General features: G+C 52.8%; 25 protein-coding genes. 9 read left to right on the top strand and 16 right to left on the bottom strand.

Features of this window, described 5'->3' with window-relative positions; genetic code table 11:
- Positions 1-4 precede the first annotated feature (4 nt).
- Positions 5-1552 (bottom strand): MocR-like pyridoxine biosynthesis transcription factor PdxR, encoded by a 1548-nt coding sequence (gene pdxR, locus GTO89_RS04775; protein ID WP_161260922.1) that lies wholly within the window; start codon positions 1550-1552, stop codon positions 5-7.
- Between the two features lie 117 nt (positions 1553-1669).
- Here pdxR and GTO89_RS04770 point away from each other — a divergent pair, with 117 nt between their 5' ends.
- Together GTO89_RS04770 and GTO89_RS04765 are read left to right on the top strand one after the other, a co-directional pair.
- Complete coding sequence (locus tag GTO89_RS04770; RefSeq protein ID WP_161260921.1) at positions 1670-2401, top strand: AzlC family ABC transporter permease; 732 nt, start codon at positions 1670-1672, stop codon at positions 2399-2401.
- Entirely contained in the window at positions 2391-2708 is a 318-nt protein-coding gene (locus GTO89_RS04765; RefSeq protein WP_161260920.1) for an AzlD domain-containing protein, read from the top strand. The genes GTO89_RS04770 and GTO89_RS04765 overlap by 11 nt, the downstream gene beginning before the upstream one ends.
- Positions 2709-2835: 127 nt before the next feature.
- Here GTO89_RS04765 and GTO89_RS04760 read toward each other — a convergent pair whose 3' ends face one another.
- Both GTO89_RS04760 and GTO89_RS17610 read right to left on the bottom strand, forming a co-directional pair.
- Positions 2836-3924, bottom strand: coding sequence for a hypothetical protein (locus GTO89_RS04760; RefSeq protein ID WP_161260919.1), 1089 nt, complete (start codon positions 3922-3924; stop codon positions 2836-2838).
- A 74-nt stretch (positions 3925-3998) separates the two neighbouring features.
- Entirely contained in the window at positions 3999-4121 is a 123-nt protein-coding gene (locus tag GTO89_RS17610; RefSeq protein ID WP_268894614.1) for a hypothetical protein, read from the bottom strand.
- Between the two features lie 248 nt (positions 4122-4369).
- On the opposite strand from GTO89_RS17610, the gene GTO89_RS04750 reads away from it, so the two are divergent.
- From GTO89_RS04750 to GTO89_RS04745, 4 genes are all read left to right on the top strand, one after another.
- A complete protein-coding gene (locus GTO89_RS04750) occupies positions 4370-5503 on the top strand; it encodes an iron-containing alcohol dehydrogenase (RefSeq protein ID WP_170294385.1) in 1134 nt (377 codons plus the stop codon).
- A 175-nt stretch (positions 5504-5678) separates the two neighbouring features.
- Positions 5679-5804 carry a hypothetical protein gene (locus GTO89_RS17605; RefSeq protein WP_268894613.1) on the top strand — a complete coding sequence of 42 codons (126 nt, stop codon included), beginning with the start codon at positions 5679-5681 and terminating at the stop codon, positions 5802-5804.
- 37 nt (positions 5805-5841) lie between these two features.
- Entirely contained in the window at positions 5842-5973 is a 132-nt protein-coding gene (locus tag GTO89_RS17600) for a hypothetical protein (RefSeq protein ID WP_268894612.1), read from the top strand.
- Between the two features lie 284 nt (positions 5974-6257).
- Positions 6258-6941 carry a TerC family protein gene (locus GTO89_RS04745; RefSeq protein ID WP_161260917.1) on the top strand — a complete coding sequence of 228 codons (684 nt, stop codon included), beginning with the start codon at positions 6258-6260 and terminating at the stop codon, positions 6939-6941.
- Between the two features lie 129 nt (positions 6942-7070).
- On the opposite strand, the gene GTO89_RS04740 is transcribed toward GTO89_RS04745, so the two are convergent.
- A complete protein-coding gene (locus tag GTO89_RS04740; RefSeq protein WP_161260916.1) occupies positions 7071-7649 on the bottom strand; it encodes a hypothetical protein in 579 nt (192 codons plus the stop codon).
- Positions 7650-7861: 212 nt separating this feature from the next.
- Positions 7862-8554, bottom strand: coding sequence for a class I SAM-dependent methyltransferase (locus GTO89_RS04735; protein WP_161260915.1), 693 nt, complete (start codon positions 8552-8554; stop codon positions 7862-7864).
- Between the two features lie 181 nt (positions 8555-8735).
- On the opposite strand from GTO89_RS04735, the gene GTO89_RS04730 reads away from it, so the two are divergent.
- The 3 genes from GTO89_RS04730 (at position 8736) to GTO89_RS04720 (ending at position 13237) form a co-directional block, all read left to right on the top strand.
- Positions 8736-9980 (top strand): molybdopterin molybdotransferase MoeA, encoded by a 1245-nt coding sequence (locus GTO89_RS04730; RefSeq protein ID WP_161260914.1) that lies wholly within the window; start codon positions 8736-8738, stop codon positions 9978-9980.
- Between the two features lie 15 nt (positions 9981-9995).
- Complete coding sequence (locus GTO89_RS04725; RefSeq protein WP_235920233.1) at positions 9996-11936, top strand: molybdopterin biosynthesis protein; 1941 nt, start codon at positions 9996-9998, stop codon at positions 11934-11936.
- A 140-nt stretch (positions 11937-12076) separates the two neighbouring features.
- Positions 12077-13237 (top strand): ATP-grasp domain-containing protein, encoded by a 1161-nt coding sequence (locus GTO89_RS04720; protein WP_161260913.1) that lies wholly within the window; start codon positions 12077-12079, stop codon positions 13235-13237.
- Positions 13238-13560: 323 nt separating this feature from the next.
- Here GTO89_RS04720 and GTO89_RS04715 read toward each other — a convergent pair whose 3' ends face one another.
- From GTO89_RS04715 to GTO89_RS04665, 11 genes are all read right to left on the bottom strand, one after another.
- Positions 13561-15339: a methyl-accepting chemotaxis protein gene (locus GTO89_RS04715; RefSeq protein ID WP_161260912.1), complete on the bottom strand. Its 1779-nt coding sequence runs from the start codon at positions 15337-15339 to the stop codon at positions 13561-13563.
- Between the two features lie 292 nt (positions 15340-15631).
- Positions 15632-15907 carry a hypothetical protein gene (locus tag GTO89_RS04710; RefSeq protein ID WP_161260911.1) on the bottom strand — a complete coding sequence of 92 codons (276 nt, stop codon included), beginning with the start codon at positions 15905-15907 and terminating at the stop codon, positions 15632-15634.
- A gap of 206 nt (positions 15908-16113) precedes the next feature.
- On the bottom strand, positions 16114-17850 hold the full coding sequence (locus GTO89_RS17780) for a methyl-accepting chemotaxis protein (protein ID WP_161260910.1): 1737 nt from the start codon (positions 17848-17850) through the stop codon (positions 16114-16116).
- Between the two features lie 279 nt (positions 17851-18129).
- A complete protein-coding gene (locus tag GTO89_RS04700) occupies positions 18130-18966 on the bottom strand; it encodes a site-2 protease family protein (RefSeq protein ID WP_161260909.1) in 837 nt (278 codons plus the stop codon).
- 224 nt (positions 18967-19190) lie between these two features.
- Positions 19191-19598: a bacteriohemerythrin gene (locus GTO89_RS04695; RefSeq protein WP_161260908.1), complete on the bottom strand. Its 408-nt coding sequence runs from the start codon at positions 19596-19598 to the stop codon at positions 19191-19193.
- Between the two features lie 108 nt (positions 19599-19706).
- Positions 19707-20216, bottom strand: coding sequence for a bacteriohemerythrin (locus GTO89_RS04690; protein WP_161260907.1), 510 nt, complete (start codon positions 20214-20216; stop codon positions 19707-19709).
- A 43-nt stretch (positions 20217-20259) separates the two neighbouring features.
- Positions 20260-20448 (bottom strand): hypothetical protein, encoded by a 189-nt coding sequence (locus GTO89_RS04685; RefSeq protein ID WP_161260906.1) that lies wholly within the window; start codon positions 20446-20448, stop codon positions 20260-20262.
- Positions 20449-20663: 215 nt separating this feature from the next.
- Positions 20664-20909: a cell division topological specificity factor MinE gene (locus GTO89_RS17930; protein ID WP_161260905.1), complete on the bottom strand. Its 246-nt coding sequence runs from the start codon at positions 20907-20909 to the stop codon at positions 20664-20666.
- Positions 20906-21088, bottom strand: coding sequence for a hypothetical protein (locus GTO89_RS04675; protein WP_161260904.1), 183 nt, complete (start codon positions 21086-21088; stop codon positions 20906-20908). Before GTO89_RS04675 ends, GTO89_RS17930 begins: the two co-directional genes overlap by 4 nt.
- A 213-nt stretch (positions 21089-21301) precedes the next feature.
- Positions 21302-22249, bottom strand: coding sequence for a hypothetical protein (locus tag GTO89_RS04670; RefSeq protein ID WP_161260903.1), 948 nt, complete (start codon positions 22247-22249; stop codon positions 21302-21304).
- Complete coding sequence (locus GTO89_RS04665; protein WP_161260902.1) at positions 22207-22626, bottom strand: hypothetical protein; 420 nt, start codon at positions 22624-22626, stop codon at positions 22207-22209. The genes GTO89_RS04670 and GTO89_RS04665 overlap by 43 nt, the downstream gene beginning before the upstream one ends.
- Between the last annotated feature and the right edge of the window lie 20 nt (positions 22627-22646).

Raw genomic sequence — 22646 nt, 5'->3', positions numbered from 1 at the left:
TCGGTTAAATGATCGGTTGCACCGCAACCGATCCAGCCGCCGGTCGCCTCGTCTTCGTCATTCGCCGCAATGTATCGCCGATCCGTCTCGCCGCCTCCGCCAGAAGGGGTTCGGGGTGAGTGGTGAAGCAAAGCCGGAACTGCTGCCCCCCCATTTCCGGCGTCCTGTAAAAGGCGTCACCGGGCACGAAGGACACCCCCCCTTTGATCGCTTCGTGCAGCAGATCACGGGCGGTTAGGGGCCCCTCGATCCGGCACCAGAGGTAAAAGCCGCCGTCAGGAATGGAAAAAGACAAATCGTTGCCGCAGTACTGCCGGAGCGCCTGGGCCAGGGCGTCCCGGCGTTTTTTATAGAGCGCCCGCACTCGGTTCGCATGGCCGGGCAGTTCGCCGCTTTTGAGGTAGCCATGAAGCAACCACTGGCTGATGTTGCTTGTATGGAGATCGATATACTGTTTTTCCAATGCCAGCCGGTTGATCAGTGTCGGTGACGCGGCCAGGTAACCGACCCGCAGACCTGGAAAGAGCAATTTCGAAAACGTGTTTAGGTAGACAACGCCGCCATATCCGTCAGCAGCTTTTAACGGTGGTGGCGGCGGCTGGTGGTAGAATAACTCGCTATAGGCATCATCTTCGACGATGACCAGTCGATAGCGGGCTGCTACTTCAAGCAGGTCACGGCGCAACCTTTCCGAAAGCACCCGGCCGGTTGGGTTGTGGAAGGTGGGGTTGATATAAAAGAACTTGGGCCGGTAGCGGATCAGGTAATCCTCCAAGAGCGCCAGGTCGAGCCCTTCACTGACAGGGAGAGAGAGCAGGCGCGCCCCGGCGCCTTGAAAGACCTGGACAGCGCCGATAAATGTAGGCGCTTCGACGATGACATAGTCTCCCGGCTCCAACATAACCCGCGCCAGCAGGTACAACCCGTTCTGGGAACCGGCGAAGGTCATCACCTGCTCGCCGGTCACATCGATCCCCTTGACCGCCAAACCTGTGGCGATGGCATGGCGAAGGGGCCCATAGCCTTCGGTCGGTATGTGACCAAAATCGCTTGGCGCCGTTTCGCCGGCCTGCTCCGCGAAAAGACGCTGCATCGTTGCGATGGGGAAAGTATTCGGATCGGCCATCCCGGCAGCGAGGGCAATATTATCTTCTGCCAGCGGCGCCGCCACGAGGTCGCGCAGGATCGTCGATAAGGGAGACTGCGGACGGGCGGCAAACAACTCCATCCATGGCATCAAGGGGGCTGCGCCCTTGAACTCGTCAGCTTCCCTTCTGCCGCCGTTGTCCGTGGCATGTCGCTCCACATAGGTGCCGCTGCCCACGCGGGTTCTTACCCAGCCCTGCCGCTCCAGGGCCCGGTAGGCGTTGATGGCCGTCGTGCGGCTCACATCAAAGAGAGCCGCCAGTTCCCGTTCCGGCGGCAGCTTCGTTCCCGGGGCCAGGACATGGTGGCGGATTTTTTTGATGATCATATCGGCGATCTGCTGGTAAAGCGGCTCTGATGATTGAGCGTCCAATTTCGCGTCAGAAAACCAATTGGAGGCATCCATTTCTCCATCCACCTCATTTGGTATCCAATTTCACCGGTTAGTTGGTTAATTGGATATTTAATCTGGTTTTCCTGCCAGCTAGAATGAATACCAATAAAACGTTGGGGAGGACATGGGATGGATACGGAGAAAACAGTCGCCTTGGGCCAAGTCGTTCTCTCTGCCGGCGAGTTGGGTCTGGCGGTGCGGGACACCCTGCCCATCCTGGTGGGCATCATCCCCTTCGGCATCACCTGCGGCATCATGGGACCTACGGCGGGGCTATCACCAATGGAGACGGTGATGATGTCGGCGCTTGTCTTCGCCGGGGCTTCCCAGTTTGTGGCCATGTCCATGATCGGCGCCGGGATCACCGGTTGGGGCGTCATCGTGCTGACGACACTGCTTGTCAACCTGCGCCACCTGCTGATGGGCGCGTCCCTGGCGCCGCACATGTCCCGCCTGCCTTTGCCCATGCAGGCGCTGCTGTCCTTCGGTCTCGTTGATGAATCCTACGCGGTGACGGTGGGCCGGATGCTCCACAAGGGGTATAGCGCCACCTACCAGTTGGGAGCGAGCGCCACCATGTATCTCACCTGGCTCGGTTCGACAGCCGCCGGCGTGATGCTGGGAAGCCGGTTTCCCGATCCGCTGGCTTGGGGCCTCGACTTCGCCATGGCGGCCACTTTTTTGGTTCTGCTCATCCCCCGCCTCACCGATCCTATCCAGCGCAAGGTTTGCGCCACCGCCGCTGTCATGGCGCTCCTCGGCGCTTCCCTCCTCCCCGGAAAATGGTACATCATCGTGGCCTGCCTGACGGCCAGCGCGGCAGGCGCATACCTGGAAGGGAGGAAGACCAGTGCGCAGTGACATCTTCCTGATCATCGCCGGCATGGCTGGGGTCACTTTTCTCACCCGCTTTGGCGCCTTGGGGCTCTACCGGTTCATGCCACCCTGGCTGGAAAAGTGGCTCAAATACGTCCCCACGGCGGTTTTGACCATCCTGATCGCGCCGGCGCTGCTGATGCCGGCTGGGCGTATCGACCTTTCTCTCCATAACGATTACCTTTTGGCAGGGCTGGTGGCTGGACTGGTCGCCTACAAGACAAGCAACGTGACGGCTACATTGGGCTTGTCCATGGCGGTCATGTTTTCACTGCGGTGGTGGCACATCTAGCGCAATAAACTAGGATCAAAGGCCTGAGCGGAGAGGCAGCGCATCGAAACCCTGCTTTCATCTTCTAAAAAAGCGCCTGCAGCTAAGGTCATTGGCTGCAGGCGCTTTCATCATATGGCAGTAACGCTTACCGTTTTTTCGCAGATTGACGATCTAATTCCTCAAAGGTGATCTGATTCGAATCGGTCAGGGTCGGGAAGGAAAAGTCAAAGGTTGGATTGTTTTCATCCCAGTTTTCCAGTTCGATACAGAACTGCCCCCCCGTGCTCCTGTCGCCGTTGTCAAAAATCTCGATGTCGATCCGGTTCAGGCTGCGGAAACGATTTCCCTCTTTCGGCCCCTTGATGAGGGTGTACTCATTGAGATGGAAGGAGCGATCCATTTCCTTTCGCAACTCTTCCAGCGATTTCTTGACGTCTGCCGGGTTCAAGGATTCATCTATCGATGCATTTTGCACAGGCAAGGAAGAGCGATTTTTCCAGTTGTTATAGAACTTGCTCACTTTGTCCGGATTTTCAGCGACAACCTGAATCAACGAGGACAGCAGCGGCAACAGGTCATCATGACGGATCTGCACCCCTACGTCCTGCTGATCAAACACCTTGACGGTCTTATCGGGCAGGGATGTAACAAGAAGACCGATCATGTCAGCAACCGCTTCCTGTGACTTCGCATCAAGCTTCGAATCTTTCTGCGCTTTCTCTAAATCGTTCCAAAATGTAAAAAGCTCCTCTTCATCCTTGGACGTATTGACGAGATACTGTCTATCCGCCGGGAGCTGAGCAGCTATCTCCGGATCGATCTGGGCCACCGATTTGCGGAGCGAATCGAGATCGACGATAAGTTGCTTCTCCATTATGTAGAAAATGAGCGGAAGCTTAAGCCGGCTATTCGAGAAGAGCAGGGAAACGCGAGCCTTTCGGTTTTTTATGTCAAAGGAGATGTTATAGTCCAATACCGAGTTGTTGAGATGCTCCGTGAGCGCCTCACTGAAGGAATCGGTTTTGCCATTTTTCTGGGGATTAAAGGCGATTTTTTCGATTCGAAGTTGTCCCTTCGACATGGCCGAGTAGACATCCGCCGTGTCTCGAGTCATGCTTTCGATGAAATAATCCTGTAACGCTTTTTTCGGTTCCACCGCGCCGGCAGGCGCCACAACCCCAAAAACCAAAAGCATAACCAGCAACAGAGACAGGATCTTTTTGTTCTTTCCCATCAACGACCTTCCTTTCCCTCCAGTTTGTTTACCTACTCTTTTGACACAACATCACTTAATCCCTTCCCGTTTCACTATATGTTTTGTTTCATACAGTCGAAGGTGCCGAGACCTAGATTCCCGCGGAGTTCTTCCACATCGGCCATACCGCGACATTGGCCGTTGCCCATCACCGCCCCGTCGAGAATCGGCTCCACCTCGGCCACTTCATGGGTCGAAGAAAAAACAACATGACCTTGTCCTGGTAAGACAGATAGCCAACCCATAAATCAACAATCAATGTTCATTTTTTGCACGATTCGCGCTTTTTCTTGTCCACCTCTTTCTTTCGACAGGGAAATCAGGAAGCCCTAAAGAATGTGAAGATTATAACAACATCATTTTATTGGGTGCCGAACGGCGGAAAGGAAGACCGATAGTGAACAAACAGGTATACCGCTATTTCATGCCGCCGGTCAGCATCGTCGGCGTCAACTGCCTGGATGAGATCGCCGAGTACATCCGACCGATGCGCGTGCGCAAGGCCCTCGTCATCAGCGACCGCGTGCTGGCGGACACAGGGTTGGTAAACAAGCTGACCAACGTCCTGGACAACCTGAATATCGCCTATCTCCTTTACACAGAGGTCAAGCCCAACCCCACCGTGGAAAACGTGGAACAGGGGTTGAAGCTGTATCGGGACCATCTTTGTGATTTCCTCGTTTCTTTCGGCGGCGGCTCCCCGCACGACTGTGCGAAAGCCATCGCCCTGCTGGCGACGAACGGCGGACAGATCACCGATTATGTGGGTTCAAACAGATCGAAGCAACCGGCGGCGCCGCTCGTGGCGATCAACACGACAGCCGGCACAGGCAGCGAAGTCACCCGATTTTGCGTCATCACCGACGAGAAGCGCCATGTCAAAATGGCCATCGATGATTGGCATGTGACACCCCTGATCGCTGTCAATGACGCCGCTCTGATGACCGGTATGCCGCCCGGACTGACAGCAGCGACCGGCATGGATGCCCTCACCCATGCCATTGAAGCCTTTGTGTCGACTCAATCGACACCGGTGACCGACTGCAAGGCGCTGAAAGCGATCGAACTGATCGCCGGCAATCTGCCGCAGGCGTTCTACAACGGAAACGATATGCAGGCGCGGGTGATGATGACCTATGCCGAATACCTGGCCGGCATCGCCTTCAACAGCGCCAGCCTCGGCTATGTTCACGCCCTGGCCCATCAACTGGGCGGGTTCTACAATTTTCCCCACGGACTCTGCAACGCGCTCCTGCTGCCGGCAGTCTGCGCCTACAACCTGCCGGCGGCGACGGCCAAGTATGGGCGCATCGCAGAAGCGATGGGGGCGGCCACATCTGTATCTCCTCCCCAGGAGGCGGCGCTCGCGGCCATCGGAGCGATCCGCCGCCTGCAACAGGAACTCAAGCTCCCGACACGCCTCTGCGAACTGAAAGGGTTCGAAGAACGCCACATCCCCACACTCGCAGCAAACGCCCTGCAGGATGTCTGCGGATTGACCAACCCTCGGCGTGCGTCACAGGCGGAACTGGAGGCCATTTTACGGGCCTTGCTGTAGTCGATGAACCGCCCAGGTATTTCACTTTCGTGGTGTGATCAAGGCAATGCCGAAGGGCTGATCCGAAATGGATCAGCCCTTCGCTTTTCTAAACCTGCGCGCGCCATACAGGAGGAACCAATTCCATAGTTTGCCATAACCTGTTGGTAGAAACCATGAAAGGAGGTCGTCTCGAATGGGTTGTTCTAACGTCGGTTTCTTCGGTTCCGGTTTTGGAGTCGTGGCCGGTCTCGTTATCGCCCTGATCATCATCGGCGCCTTCTATCCCAGTATCGTCGGCTTTGGTTACAGCGGCGACTAATGCTTGTGAACCATTTTCGATGAAAGGGGGTTCTGTTATGGGCAACTCTTGCGGTTGCGGGACCGGCGGCCATTACTTCGGTAACAGCATCGTCGCCCTGGCCATCCTGATCATCATCATCGCCATTCTTGGCACTGGATTTGGTTTTGGGTACGGTTACGGCGCGTAACAGGCGAACAGTTTATCTGTGCCAAAATTCCATATCGACTCGCCCGTGGCGTCACGAGCGGGTCTTTTTCCATTTTTTCTTCAATACAGGCCATGTTCCACCGATATGGGCACTGGCCTGTTTGTTTCCTTCCGAGTGGTTCATTACCTAAGGGAGGTTTGCCGCTCCATATCCCCCACTATTTTAAGGTTTCATAACACTTATGCATGCGTTAAAATGTACAAGCGCATTCTTAAGACTTTTCTATTCTCTCCATCGAAAACAATTTGAAAGGGTGTGATCCGATGACATGGCAAACGATTTTAACATTGCTGAACATCGTTTTCATCAATCTTCTCCTCAGCGGAGATAACGCCGTTGTAATCGCAATGGCAACGATGGGCTTGCCTGATAGGATTCGCAGAAAAGCGATTTTCTGGGGGACAAGCGGTTATTTTGTGCTCCTCCTCCTTCTGACCTCGGTTGCCGCCCTGTTGATTCAGATCCCCATGTTTCAATTTGTCGGCGGCGCCTTGTTGGCCTGGATCGCCTTGAAGCTTCTCATCACTGACGAGGATGCAAGCGAACAGGAAGAGTCCTCGGCCGACCTAAAAAAAGCGATTTATACCATCATCTGGGCCGCGCTTCTCATGAGCACCGATAATGTCTTGGCCATTGCCGGCGCTGCGAAGGGCGATCTGGTCCTTCTCTTCATCGGTTTGGGCGTCAGCATTCCCATTGTTATGGTGGGCAGCACGCTGCTCGCAACGGTAATGCGCAAATATCCCTGGCTGGTTTATGTCGGATCAGGCATCCTCGCTTGGACGTCCGGCACGATGATCATTGAAGACCAGTATGTCGCCTCTTTCCTGCATGGTTGGCAAGCAACCGTACAGCTTCCGGAAATTTTTATCCCGGCGATTCTCACTGTCATCGTGATCACCATCGGTAAAACCTACCGGGACGCTGTCGGCGCTTTGTCCAAGTAACAAACGATATTCAACATTTAAACGACGAAAGAGGTGGTTGACATTGCGTTCAGCCACCTCTTTCCTATCGCCTCTTCTCACCTGGTGGAACCGACAGTTGCCCACCTAACCCTTAGTGAGAAGGCAATTTTAGTGCAAACCGCGCTTCCAGCCTACCCACTGACAATGAGCGCACTGTATGAGGATTCCTTGTACGGAAACGCTTTCTTGACCGCACTCCGGACAAGCCGGTGGGACCGTCGGGTAAAAGCGAATACCGAGAAACCGCGAGGTGTACGGCGATAACCTGTGATCGACCGACAAGATGGCCGGATCCCGCCGGAGAGAATACTTCCCGTTAATGGTTCGAACATAAAAAAAGCGAGCCAGCCACCCTTGAATGAAGACCATCACATAAGTCCGCATAAAATTTCGGACAAACCACAAGGTCTCCTCATTTTCCACTTCTACATCAAAATCAAGAAGTTCCAATAGGTCAATCATTTCCTCAAGGAACCAAACATCACTGTCACTTGGGATATACCGGAAAAGGATGAGCGGAATTACCACGGCGCTGCCGAGGGCGGTCAGCAAAAAGGTAAGACCAAAAAACCGAAAAGTGTGGTGCTTCAGCAGGATTCGCCGGATCAACGATTCGTCAGACACCTCGATATAGGGTTTCCGTTGGTCAACGGCCGTCCAGAAATCACGCGACGTGGTCGCTTGCATTGTTTTTCCTCCTTTCCAGAACAAAGACAATAAAAGACCTTTGTTCCGAGTGATTGCATCAGAACAAAGGTCTTGCTCAGCAAATTGCCCCAGAAGACCAGTTCAAAATTGAACGGTTGTTGACCATCTGGTATGAGCTACTCCCCTTTTTGTGAATTATAGCACAAAAAGCGGGGGGCTGTCAAAAACTAGAGCGCGGTGTCTTGTGATCGTTAGGCTGTCTCTTTTCTTCCAAAAAGAACGACAAAGTTAAAGTATTTATACACACAATCAACATCAACAAAACCGGCCTGCTTCAACCAGTTCAGTTGATCCGCCAAGGGCGCAAAGATGTCCAGCTTCAGCCTCTCATAGGATGCTGCGATGGCTTCGGCGCTCAAGCCGCTGGCTTCCACTTTTGCCTTCCAATCGGTTACATACATCTTGTCCAGATAAGGCGTCGATCCCAGCACCTGATCGGCATTGATGAAAATCCCCTTGTCGTTCAGGATGTTGTTGATCGTTCGGTACAGCGCCGCTTTCTCGGGATCGGTCAGGTGATGGATCGACAAGGACGATACGATGAGATCAAAGGGTTCCGCGAAGGGGTATTTGGCATAGTCGGCGACGAGATAGGTCACATTGGGATTATCGTCAAAACGATCTTTCGCCAATTCCAGCATCTTTTCCGATAAATCGATCAGTGTGAACGACGCCTTCGGGTATTTTTCCATTAGGAAAGACGATAGCAGGCCTGTTCCTGCGCCGATGTCGAGGATCCTGGGGGATTCCTTTTCCGATGCGGCGAGCGAAACGGCGATGCCGTAGAAATCGTCAAAACAAGGAATCAACTGTTTCCGTTGACTGTCATAGCGCCGGGCGTTGTCATCAAACTTCGTCCGCACCTTTTGCTTGGATTCTTCCATGTTTTCACTCCTCTCATTTGCAAGATTATATCACGGAAAGGGATGCCGTCAACGCCGAGTCGCTCACCTTCGACGAAACTCGACACCCAGCAGGGATTGCACCGTTTTTCTCGAAATAAACATCATCTCTCATCGAGGCATACCCTTTTGACGACCCTACTGCAGAAATGAGGAATTCACCGTGGACTTTTTCCAGTGCATCCCCCTCCGGGAGGCTCAAGCGATCATCGTCAAGGAACTAAGCGGCGCCGTTGTCGCATCAGAGCGCGTTCCGCTGGTGGACGCCCTGGGGCGCGTCGCGGCAGAGGCGATTTCAGCCGCTGAGAACCTCCCCCCCTTCAGTCGCTCCACCGTTGACGGCTTTGCCGTGCGCAGCGCTGACACCTTCGGCGCCAGTGAAGCGGCGCCATCGCTGTTTTCCGTCGTCGGCGAGGTGCTCATGGGGGAATCGACGGACATTGAGCTGCGTCCCGGCCAGGCGGCTGTCATTCCCACCGGCGGCATGGTGCCGGTGGGCGCCGATGCCGTGGTGATGCTGGAATATGCCGAACAGCCGGATCACCACACACTGTTGATCGCCAAAATGATCGCACCCGGAGAAAATGTGGTCCTCAAAGGGGAAGACATCGCCTCCGGTTCCCCCATCGTCCAAGGGGGTCAAACAATCACACCTGCCCGGATCGGTCTCCTCGCCGCCAACGGCGTCACTCACGCGCAGGTGCGCAAAGCCGTAGAAGTCGCCATTATTTCCACCGGTGACGAGTTGGTGGAAATCGACGGACCGGTCCGGGCGGGGCAAATCCGGGATGTCAACTCCTATGCGCTGGGCGCCCTCTTTACGGAGTGGGGGTGCCGGGTGACGCGGATGGGCATCGTCCGCGATAGTTACGAAAAATTCTACGGCGCCCTCGCACAAGCGGTGGAGGCCTGTGACATGGTGGTCATCTCGGGCGGCAGTTCGGTCGGCGCCCGAGATTTCACTGTCAAAGCCATCGACGGCCTCGGCGCTCCCGGTGTCTTGTTTCACGGGATCGCCATCAAACCGGGCAAGCCAACGATCTTCGGCATGGTCAAAGGCAAGCCTGTTTTCGGTTTGCCGGGACATCCGGTAGCGGCGATGACCGTGAGCGAACAATTGGTCAAGCCGGCCGTGCGCTTGCTCTCGGGCCGCCAGAAGCCCTTGGAGCGGCGCGTCGTCCAGGCGTCCCTCAGCCGCAATGTGGCCTCTTCACCGGGACGGGATGATTTTGTGGGCGTCCGGCTAACCCATGAGGCGGGGAGATACACGGCAACGCCGATTTTCGGCAAATCGGGCCTCATCCGGTGGATGGCCGAGTCGGATGGCGTCATGCACATCCCGGCCGACAAAAGCGGCGTCTACGAAGGGGAATCGGTTCCGGTGCTCCTTCTAGGCGACGCCGATTAAAGAGGGATGGTGCGCATGATGGGCAAAAATAAAGCCTACCTGAATTGCCTGCAGCGGGATGAAGCGCAGGCGCTATGGCGGAAAAGATTGAGTGACAGCGGGTATTTTGAGGGCCTGCCGGCTGAACCGTTGCCTGTAACGGCCGCGCTCGGGCGCGTCACCGCCCGCACGGTCTATGCCAGGCAATCGGTGCCCCATTACAACGGCTCGGCCATGGACGGCATCGCCGTCTATGCCCCCGATACGTATGGCGCTCAGGAGACGGCGCCAGAGCGGTTGACACTGCTGCCCGCCGGCGCGCCCTTTGCGCCCGGCGGCTGCTACATGGTCGACACGGGTGACGCGATGCCTGACGGAACGAATGCAGTGATTATGATCGAAGATGTCCATATCGCCGAAGGGAAAGCCGAGATCATCGCCGCCGCCGCCCCCTGGCAGCACGTGCGGATCATCGGCGAAGACATTGTGGCCGGCGAACTGGTCATCCCGGAGCACCATGTCATCGCGCCGGTGGACATCGCCGCCTTGCTGGCGGCCGGTTTGGACACGGTGGCGGTGATCAAAAAGCCGAAAGTCGCCGTGATTCCCACGGGCGATGAGATCGTGGCGACCCGGGCGGAACTGCAACCGGGCGCGATCCTGGATGTGAATTCGCACATGCTCGCGGCGGCAGTGACCGAATGGGGCGGCGAGGCGGTCCGCAAGACCATCGTCAGCGATCGCCGCGAGGCGATTCAGCAGGCTGTTGTCGAGAGCTTGGCCGAGAGCGACATGGTGATCATCAACGCAGGCACATCGGCAGGCCGGGAAGACTATACCGCTCAGGTCCTGTCCGCCATCGGCGAAGTTCTCGTGCACGGTGTCGCCATCAAGCCGGGAAAACCGGTGGTGTTATCCCTCTGCCAGGGAAAACCGGTGATCGGCTTGCCCGGCTATCCCGTTTCCGCCATGCTGACGGCCGAGCTGTTTGTCCGCGATGTCCTCTTGGCCCGGCAAAAACTCCCGCCCCAGGCCCCACCCCAGATGGAAGCGGCGTTGGCAAAAACGGTGGCGTCGACCATCGGCATGGAGGAATACGTACGCGTCTCCATCGGCGATGTGCAAGGGAGATGGATCGCCGCTCCGTTGAGCCGGGGCGCCGGAATGATGTCCTCGCTGACCAAGGCGCAAGGCATCATTCGTGTGGACCGGGGCAGCGCCGGCCTCCCTGCCGGTCTGGTCTTGCCGGTCACGCTGTTGCGCAAACACCGGCCCGCCCGCACGATACTGGCCGTGGGCAGCCACGATCTAGCCCTGGAACTGCTCGGCTTATTCCTGCGCCGCCGGCTGGATAACATCTCTCTCTCCTGCGCCAATGTGGGCAGCATGGGCGGCATCATGGCCATCCGGAACAAGGAGGCCCACATCGCCGGCATTCACCTGCTGGACGAGCCATCGGGCTGCTACAACATCCCTTTTGTCAAAAAGTATCTGCCTGACCGTAAAGGCGGTCTGGTCCATCTCGCCATGCGCGAACAGGGGCTGATCGTCCGTCCGGGCAATCCGAAGGGCATCACCGGATTCGGCGACCTCGCCCGCCCTGACCTCGCCTATATCAACCGGCAGCGTGGTTCGGGAACACGGATGCTCCTCGATTATGAACTGAACAAAGCGGGGATACCTGCCGCCGCGATCACCGGCTATGACAAAGAGGTGGGCACCCACATGGCGGTCGCCGCTTCCGTCGCCTCAGGCACCGTCGACACGGGTCTCGGCGTGCGGGCTTCGGCGCTGGCATTGGGGTTGGACTTCATCCCCGTCGCCCAGGAACAGTATGATCTGCTGTTGAATTTTTTACCGGATGATGACTGCCAGCCGGCAATCATCGATATCTTACAGTCAGCAGAGTTTCGCCGGGAGGTGGAATCCCTGGGCGGCTACGACTTGCGTGACGCTGGAAGGGTGATTCCCCTTTAACCATAAAAGCCGCCGGACAACAGGCACCGGCGGTTTTGTTTTTATGTTTTCGTTTTCATGGTTTACGGGATCGACCTCGGCACATCCGGATTATCCCTCGGCCTGGCGGGCATGATCAGTGGTGACTGGAGGTTGTTGGCTTGAACATCATCTTTCTGTCGCCCCATTTCCCGCCGAACTACTATCGCTTCTGTGTCGAACTGCAGGCGTTAGGCGCCACGGTGCTCGCCATCGCCGACGAGTCGCCCGAGCGTTTGCGTCCGGAACTGCGTTCGGCCCTCACCGAGTATCGCCAGGTTCCTGACATGGAGGATTATGACGCCTTATTGCGGGCATGCGGTTATTTCACCCATCGCTACGGGAAGATCGACCGCATCGATTCCTTGAACGAACACTGGCTGGTCTTCGAATCGCGCTTGCGCACTGACTTCAATGTTGCCGGAATCGGTGTGCAAGATATCATGCACATAAAACGCAAATCGGAGATGAAAAAGATCTTTCAGGCCGCCGGCATTCCCGTTGCCCAAGGCGGTCTCATCCCTACGGTGGAAGCGGCAAGAGATCTGATCGATAGAATCGGTTATCCTGTCGTGGTGAAACCGGACAGCGGTGTTGGCGCGGCGAAAACATTTCGCCTGGACGATGACGACGCCTTGGCGCGGTTTTTTTCTGATAAACCGCCAGTCGATTATCTTCTGGAGGAATTCGTTGAAGGAACGATCTGCTCTTTTGACGGTCTCACCGACCGGGAGGGCCATCCGGTTTTCTTTACCTCTCACGTATACAACCAAGGCGTCATGGAGGCGGTCAACGAGGATCTCCATGTCTCCTTCTACTCCTTAAGACAGCTCCCGCCTGACCTGCAGGCGATGGGCCTCAAAACACTGGGCGCCTTTGACGTGAAGGAACGCTTTTTCCACTTCGAGTATTTTCGGACCATCGACGGCCGCATCATCGCCCTGGAGGTGAACATGCGGCCGCCTGGCGGCTTTACGCTGGATATGTTCAACTATGGCAACGACATCGACATCTACGCCCAATGGGCGAATGTGATCGTCCATAACCGCTTTACGGCAAGCTATGACCGGAAATACCACTGCGCCTTCGTCAGCCGGAAAACGGGCAAACCCTATGTCCATCCTCATGGCGATGTGCTGCAAAACCTCGGAGAGCGAATCTGCCACCATGGTCCCATCGATCCCGCCTTCCGGCTAGCCATGGGCGATTACGCCTATCTGGTCCGTTCCAGCGATTTGACGCCCATCCGTGAGGCCATCGATTATATCCAAGCGATGGCGTAATTTTCCATATGTGTTCATTCGCTCCGCCACATTTTCATCGACTTGATTGGACATGTTATTAGCGGAACCGAAAAAGAATGAAGGAGATGGTGATCGGATGTCAACGGATAAAGGAGATTCGAACCAAATTCCAACCACTGTCACGACAGGAAAGACTGTAAGCAAGCCGAATTCGGACACAAAGAAAACCAGTGTTCCCAGCGCAGACATCCCGAAGAAAACCATTTAAAGCCGCCTGGATTGAAACGAGCCGACATGTCTGCAGCCACTCCGGAAGGAGTGGCTCGTATTTTTTCAAGTCCTGTTTGTCATGCGAAGGGTGATCAGTACCTAAACCGGTGCACCAAGCTCTGCAGTTCGCCGGCTTGTTCCTTTACCCCGCTTGTCTCTTCCAGGATATTGGACAACTCCAGCGATTGTTGCTCCGCCAGCGCCGACACTTCCTCTGACATGGCGCTGTTGTTTTGGCAGATATGGGAGATTCGCTGGGTAACAGAAATAATTTTCCCCGATACCGCATCCAGGCTGAGAACGTTATCGTGGACAGAGGCCAGTTGGCCGGAAATCTCACGAAAATTCCCTTCCACGGCTTCGATCGATCTGGAAATGCTGGCCGAGAGTTCAAGCCCTTTGGCGGCCGCATCGGCATTCTTGATGATTTCATTGACTGTTTTCTGAATTTCCGATTGAACAGTGGCGACCAACCGGGCGATTTCGTCGACAGACCCCTGACTCTGCTCAGCCAATTTCTTCACCTCATTGGCCACGACGGCAAACCCCTGTCCATGCTCGCCGGCACGAGCGGCTTCGATGGCAGCATTGAGAGAGAGCAATGAGGTCTGGTTGGCGATGGCGCCGATCACTTCTACCACTTTCGATATCTCGGCAGACATGCTGTCAAGCTCCAAAATCGTCGCTTTCGCCTGATTGCTTTTTTGTGCAATGTCATCCATCGACGATTCAACATGTTTCAGCAATCGATTTGAGGAATGCAACTGATGGGTCGTCGTGTCTTCCATTTCGGCAACGACACCACTGAGGGATTGTAAGGCGCCGACGACTCGGTTCAACACATCAACCTGATTTGCGAGGGAATTGGCTTCATGGGTCTGTACCGACGTTCCCTCGGCAACGCCGGTGATGCTTGCGGCCACCTGCTGATTCGACAAGCCGACGAGTTCGCAGTGGCCGGCTACACTATCCGTGACAGTCTGTAAATTTTCAGCCACATGGGAAATTTTTTGCATCATTGTCTGTGTGTTTTCAAGGAGTTGATTGGTGGCGTTGGCAATCGCTTCGATCTCATCACCTGTTTGAATATGTATGCGCCGTGTTAAATCACCGCTCGAATGCCCGAGGTCATTCATGACGGTTACGATTTCGCGCAGCGGGCCCACGACCTTGGCGCGAACATACAAACCAATGCCGACCATGAGGAGAAGCACCACCACGCTGTTGACCAAAAATCCGCGCTCAACATTCTGCCTTTCTATTTCTGCATCTTGATACTGTTTTTCTTGTCGTTCGAGGTAGATGATCTGGAACTTCTCAATATCTTCGGTGGCGGCATCGGTTTTGGCATCCATCTGCTCCATCAGCTCCGCGCCAGCCTGATTGCCGATCGGATTCTGTATCGCCAGGATTTGATTCGACTTCTCTTTGATTGCGGCCCAACTGTTCTTCATATCGCGAACAATTGCCCCTTCTTCAGAATCCATGGGCAGTTGTTCCAATCGACGGATCTGGTCTTCCAGTTTCGCCGAAAGGTCAGCAAAGTGTTTGCGCTCCTGCGGGTCGCCTGTGATCAGGTAATCATTGGCCGGCATGAGCACCTGTTCCAGCGCTAACCGGGTTTGGGAGATCGCCTGAAGCATCTGCGCATTTTTCGCCGTATTGTCAATGATCTTTTCGGTATTGCCGAAGACCCAATAGGAAAAAGCCTGCAAAAAACCGATAGCCAGGACGATGGGAATGGCGATCAGGATCAGTTTTTTTGGAATACTCATTCGCATAGTGGCATTCCCCTTCATACATATTTTCTGATCAATCCCAGCACGTTTAATGATTGTGTCATCAATCACTATCTTAACATGTTCGACCATGCTGTTCTATATGGTCGCCAATATCTTAATCTCTGTTTGTGAAAAATGGCTGAAAAGGGATTTTATTGTTTTAAAAAGAATATCCAGTTCTGCGTTAGCAACAACATCAGCGCTGAATCCACCCATCGGCACGCAGTTCTACACACCATAGTCGTTCGCCCATGAGTCTGCTTTTAATCGCAGACAGGGTTGTGCACCAATAACGGCATTAACCTCAATGAAACCAAAGAGGCGACACACGATCGATAAACATCCATCCTGTGTCGCCTCTTTTTTCGCCTACGCCTATGGCTTATCCGATATGAACCGGATTCGGTTCGCTTTCGATCGCAGCGAGCCCTCGGATGATATGGAGCAACTGGTCAAAGATTTTTTCGTCAATCTTCTTCGCTTTGCTCCATAACTGATAAAAACGCTTGGTGAAGGTTGATCTGGGCATTGTTTTTTTCATCGTAATATCGCACTTCCATATCCAGACCCTTACATATCGGTCAAACTGCTCAACAGTCAAATGGTTCACCATAAAGCCCACGTTATTTCCCTCAGAGGCGAGTTCTTGAAACACCATATGGCAACCCCCTCACGCAAAAGATATTACAATCATTTTACTTCACATTAAAAATATTACGACAGAGCCGATCTTGCGCTGATCGGGGATTCTTTTGCGATCATGGAGAAAAAGACGCATCCATGATAGGGGATCCCTGGACACTGTATTGAAGAAAAAAAGGCAGTTCCACCACAGCAGGTCGAACTGCCTCGTATTCGATGCGCTCAGTACCGGAAGCGGTTGACTGTAACCTGTAAATTCTCCGCCAACGCGCGAAACTCGTCGGCCATGAGGGAGACCTTTTCAAAGACAGCCGTCTGTTCCTCAATCGACGCCGTCATCTGCTCCGTAGACGCGGCAGCGTCATTGGCAACGGCAGAGATCCGGTTGATGGAAGCAAATAGTCCTTCCACCTGTTCGATAACCTGCAACATGCGCTGTCCTGTTTCCTGTGTATCCTTCATGACAAGATTGACTTTCTCCGTAATGCCTTCAAAAGACTGTTCCGTTTGTTCGGCCACGCGGGCCTGCTCACGAATCCCCCGGTTTGCATCGGTGATGCTGGCCGTCGTTCGACCGACGGCTTCCTCCATCGCTGTGATCTGCATCAATACCTCTTGGGCCGAATGATTGGAAGACTCGGCTAGTTTCCGCACTTCCTCGGCCACGACGGCGAATCCTCTTCCCTGTTCACCTGCTCTCGCCGCTTCGATCGCGGCATTCAAGGCCAGGAGATTTGTCTGGGCTGCAATGCTTTGGATGATACCGGCGATGCGACCGATGGCTTCCGTTTTTTCCTTCAATTGATTCACTGTTTCCGTGACTTCATTCGTCAGGCCGATGGTGTTGGAAACCTCCCGTTTTTGATTCTGCAACACCATCTGTCCATCATCCAAGGTGCGGCTGACCTGTGTAAACTCCTGTAAGATGCGATTGACGCCGTCGGCGGTTGTTTGCGCATCGCCGTTAATGCTATGGAGAGACACCTGGATCTGGTTGATCTCATCGGCGATGTCCTGATTGCCACAGGCTAACGATTCCACAGCCTGGGCGATCTGTTCGGATGTCTGATGAACCTCTGCCGTCACTGAAGCGAGTTCCCGGGCTTCTTTATTGAGTGTTGTTGCGCCGGAAGCGGCGCTGGCGATGGTGTTTCTAGTCTTTTGCAAAAGCAGGTTGAACTTCGTCGCTGTCAACCCGATCTCATCTCTGCTCACGATATCGATTTGCTGTGTCAAGTCCCCGTCCGATTCTGCGATGCCTTCAATTCGCTCTTTTAAGACCTTTAAGGGACGGGTGATCTGGCGGACAAAAAACCAGCCAATCAGCAGGCCCCCCATTAGGCTGAAAGCCAAGGTTGTGACGATCGTTCGTTGAAAACGAAGCAATTCCTCATCGGATTTGCTTTGAATGGTCGCAAACTGCTGTGACGAGAAATCTTCAATTTGTTTAACGATGGCATCGATATCATCGGTAGGGCCTCGATCAACCCCATTTACCTTTGTGTCGATCATCCGCATGCTCTGGGGATTGTTTTTATCAAAACTTTGCAACGCCTCCCGGTATTGAAGGCCCAACTGCTTGTGGGTCGAAACGGCCTGATCCACTTTGGCTGTATCGATTCCGTAGCGGGTCATCATTGTCTTCAGACGCTGCAACTCATCGTCAGTTTCTTTTTCTTCTTTTTGAAAGTTGTTTATGTATTTTTCAAAGGCGATGGGATCATGACCACGGAGCAGGATGTTTTTCCACTCTTGCACCTGTTTTTTAAATAGGACCTGCGCCTTTCTCGAACTGTCCACCATCTGCATCAAATCGTTCGAAGATTGCAAGGTGCGACCGCTTAGGGCATGGGACTCTTGGAAAACCGTTAACCCGACAAAACCAAGTATGGACATGGCAAACAGCAGAACCGCAATCATGATGATGATTCGAGTTCCGATTTTCAGGTCTTTTAACACAATGATGCCTCTCCTTTGCTGTCAGAACCTGAGCGAGCGTATACGTTATCACAAGTTAATAAATTCATACCTGCAATATTCGATGTATGTTTACATTTTCCTTCTTTTATAATTTATTATTCCTTTTACCGCTTGCAATACCAATGATCATCTCATTGGTTTGTAATAAAAAACGACTTAAAACAAACAGTAATTTCGCCTAACAGTGACAAAATTACTGTTTGTTACTTATCTTTTTTTCACTAATTCTCCTCAATCGTTCCGGCCCTTTCCTGCCGATTAAAGAAGCTGATAATTCCAAACCGGAGGAAGTTGTTGATGGGAGTAGGCTGTAAGCCAACCGCAAAGGGTGACCATCAGCAAATAAACTCCACCATAGATCCACCGCATCGAACCGGTCGCTTGCACCGCTGCAAGAGCGTCGGGATTTCGAAAGGCGCGAACCACCTGCATCATGCCCAACAAGAAAAAGAGCAACATCATCGGATTCATGGTAACCGCCGTAAAGAGACCAAACACGATGGCGCCCACGATCCAGGGCCATTTCCCGAGGGTCGAGGTCATTCGCCCGCCATCGAGCGATCCAAAGGGGATCAAATTAAAGAGGTTGATGGTAAAGCTGACATTGGCCAAGACCATCCATAACATCCAATCGGTCAGTCCGTACAGCGCCAGGCAAGCGATGCCGGCGAGGATCCCGAATAAAGGACCCCCGGTCGCCAAGACATACTCTTCCACAGGCGATCGGCTCTCCCTTTTCATCTGAACAAAAGCGCCGACGAAGGGGATGAACATGGGCATCGAAGTAGGCATCCCTACCGCCCGGGCGCCCATCACATGACCCATCTCATGAATCGCGATCAACAACACCAATCCAATGGCAAACTTCCATCCATAAACCATGGCATATATGGCGATCGTCGCGATCATGGAGATGAAGGTTCCTGCAAATTTGGACACTTTCAGAAAGGTCAATAGCGGTTTGCCCAACAACAGCAACCATTTGCCGGCGAATTTGAGGGCAACCCACAGTGCGCCGGCGATTCCTCCGGCGGCGCCCCACGTTTTCCATCCCTTTTTCTCAATGATATTGTTTTCCTCCAGATCGCTGCTCAAGAACGCTCGCTCCTATACTTCAATGTATATCCATCATAGCGTAACCCCTGGTTTCTGTAAACGACTGGGGAAATCCGCCATGATTCGCTCGTCTATGCTATAATCGACATTAGTCTGACAGGAATGGCGCAACGATAGGGTTGCCTCTGAAAAGAGAAACACCGCTTTCATCATCTTATGGAGTGAAGGCGGTGTTTCCTTTCGATTTTATAGTTAGTCAGGTACTACTTCACCTTGCAATTGTTGATTGATGTAGAGTATTTGGAATCGACCATCGTGATGTGGTTGACAAACCAATCTTTCAAGAATTTCAATAATTCTGAAGATAGCTTGTAATTATTTTGATTCACATCATTCTTGAATTCGTTGACTTTTTGGACGAAGAATTCATGCTGCTTTTTATGTTCCTGGAATCCGGGATAACCGCATTGTTCCATGAGCCTTTCTTCATGTGACAGGTGAGATTTCGCGTAGGAGGCGGAATTATTGACTAATCGCTCAATATTCTCCTTGCCCTTCCCTTGCTTCATGGCGTCATGAAGTTCATTCAACATTTCTAATAAGATCTTGTGCTCCTTGTCAAGATCGGGAACATTTACACTGTACTTTGTATCCCATGAAAAAAAGGCCATGATGCGCATCCTCCTTTGTTTTTTTGACGTCCATGTTTGTATAATTCCAATGATTGTAAATCCTGCATCCATCTTGACTAGAAACTTATTTCCGATTCTTTCGTAACATTATGATATCTTGCATCCATTAATTGTCACCGAGTATTTTTTATCCACCATGACAACATGGTTGATAAACCAACTCTTCAAGAATTGAAGCATACTCGAAGACAGGACGAAGTTATTTTTCGTTAACTCTTTCTTTAATTCGGTTACTCTCTCAACAAATAATTGGTGTTGCTTTTTATGCTCATCAAAATCCGCATATTTACATTGCAGCATGAACTTTTCTTCGTTTTGAAAATGTTGTTGTGCATAATTTACACACTGATTGATCAGTTTCTCTGTGATCTCTTTGCCTTTTCCAATCTTCATCGCGCTATGTAATTCGTTCACCATTACCAGTAATGTCTGATGTTCTTTATCCAACTGGGGAACGTTCACACTGTATTTCGGATCCCACTCAAGAAAGGACATAAGATTACCTCCTGTCAGGGCTTGTTCGACAATGATGATCATCCTTTGGGCATGAACAGCACCTTGATTCAGGAACTTGTTGCCAGTTTCTCGAAACGCCATCTATCAACAAGTCGACCTGCTAGGTTTACGAACAAGGTTCTCTTCAAGATTGTCCTGATGGGTTTCCTGTTCTTTCATAATCGACATTCATGTTCTCCAGGAAATCATCGACTGTATACTTCTTGCCCTCAAGTTCAAGCAAAAGACGTGTTTCTCCACCGGTACCGATCATACATAATTTTTCGAACAATACACGCATAGCGTCTTGATTTTGCTTTACTTCTAAAGGCACCTGTATCACCTGCTTTCAATCCGATTCTATATCTTTGCTCAACTATAATTCGTTCTTGTGATTTTTAGTACATATCAGAGACAAACCTCCTTATCGAGAGTTAAACACCTCAACGGAAAAAAAAAACGACACGCGATGCATGTACCCATCATCGCGTGTCGCTTCAGCGGAAACTCACCGTTATTCCCTTATAGGAGTGTCTCCATGAATAATTTTTATCTCCCACGAGGAATATTCACTATAGGGATGTAGATAACGATCTTTTTTATATTCTTTTCGGCGCTCAAATTGATCTTAACCTTTGAACGGTCGATTTCGATGTGCTTGGCGATGGTGTCTACCATGTCCTGACTTAAGGCCTTGACGAATTGGGGAGTCACTTCCGCATCTTTATCGTCGATTACAAGAATTAATTGATTCGAGTCACTGGACAAATCAGTGCTTTTGAAAAAATTGCTCATTGAATCTTCTCGCTTCCGTAACCATAAAAGGCATTCATTGCTTCCAAAAAATCTCCCACCGTGTAGTTTTGCCCCTCAACTTCGAGAAGGTGTCGCGCCTCGGAACCTGTCTCTGTTAACTGTATTTTTTCCACGAGTTCGTGAACACAACGTTTCCCCTGTTCCTTGAAGTCGAACATCCACACACCTGCCTTCATTTTCGCTGACAATACACCTCTTACAATTAATTACACTTTTCGACGAATGTTCTCATTTCCCTGCTTTTCAAGAGGCTTTTGTCCTATATTTTACGAAAAATTTAGGACTTTCGTCATGGTCAATGGTCCTAAAAAAAAGATAGGGCAGTCCAACCGCAGAGGCTGAACTGCCTGGGATTCTTTCCTCCCATGTTTTCAAATACAGGTATGCATCTCTCGGATCATACATTTCAGAAACGCCGTTACCTTGCTCACGGGCACAGCCGGCTTATAGAAGGCCATGGCGAGGGTGAGTCGTTGATTGTAGGTGCTGATGGCGATCAGGGAGGACGGCGCCTGCATAGCCGGTCCGATCATGTACCCGTCGATGGCCAAGCAAGGGCCGAAGGCGATTTTGCCCTCACTGATCATACCGATATTGGAAAACAGGGGCGGAGATGATCGGTGCTTCATTGACTGCCGCCAATTCCCGACAAGCCAATCGAGAAAAGCGCTGTAGCCGATCCGGGAATAGAGTTCCAGGAGCAGGGTCGTTTTGAATCCGGGACTATGGGCCTTGTGTTTTTTCATTGCCGCCGATACTCTCGACAATGTGCCCTCAAAAGGTTCATCAAGCACAGGCTTAATCAATGGTGTGACTATGCCGGAAAGGTTGCAGATCGACTCAGCGCGTCTTCCGGGCAAGTAGCGGCGGAGATCGACGGTAACCTGAACCGGAACGTGTTCCGTCAACAACGCAGGCTGTGCCAGGCGCGGATTTGCTCCAAGCAAAAGGGCGCGGTAAAAGGCCGTCAAGAGAATATCATTCATGGTCACGTCCCTTCGGCGGGCATAGGCGACAAGTCTGGCATAGCTCTCCGGTTCCAGCCGTTCTATCGCGAAATCCGGTTGCAGGCAGGGAAGCTCCAAAAAAGGAAAGGGCACCGAACGCGCCGCCTTCTCGCCGCTTCCGCCGTCCCAGGCGGTTCTCACGTCTTCGATTCGGAGTCGCTCGATCACCTGGCTGCCATCGCGCCTCCCTCCTGCCCTGCTCGTAATCGGGGTGGCAGGCTCGGCGCAGAGGCGACTGTACATAGACGCGAGCAGACCGAGACAGTGTTTCAGCCCGCCGGCGTCGCTGCTGGCATGGTCATTTTTATGCACAACAGATCCTCTGAGGGGGTGCGAAAAATCCGCATCTGCAACTGCGGATCCCGGTAGGAGTCAACTGGCCGGTTGACATAGGCATGGAGCGACCGTTCGACATGACGCGTCTCTTCAACGGCGCAGAACTCGATCTCATCCAAATCATCGCGCTGCTCCCAGTAGGGACCTCGAAAATCCTCGACGAAGCGACAACCGAGCACCGGTTCAGCCTCGACCAGCGACCGCGCAGCTTGGCGCAGGAGCCCTTCATCAAGATGCCGCTCAAACTGCAATAGGCAATGGATCTGATGGTTGCAACCTACGTAACGGCTGGCATAATTAAACCAGTCGGAGGCGCTGGCAGACTGGCGGTAGGTTCCTTGTGTATCATGCATTCGCGTTCTCTCCCTCGCGA

The sequence above is a fragment of the Heliomicrobium gestii genome, assembly GCF_009877435.1.
In the GTDB taxonomy this organism is placed as follows: Bacteria; Bacillota; Desulfitobacteriia; order Heliobacteriales; family Heliobacteriaceae; genus Heliomicrobium; species Heliomicrobium gestii.
This window is presented reverse-complemented; position numbering and strand designations above follow the sequence as displayed.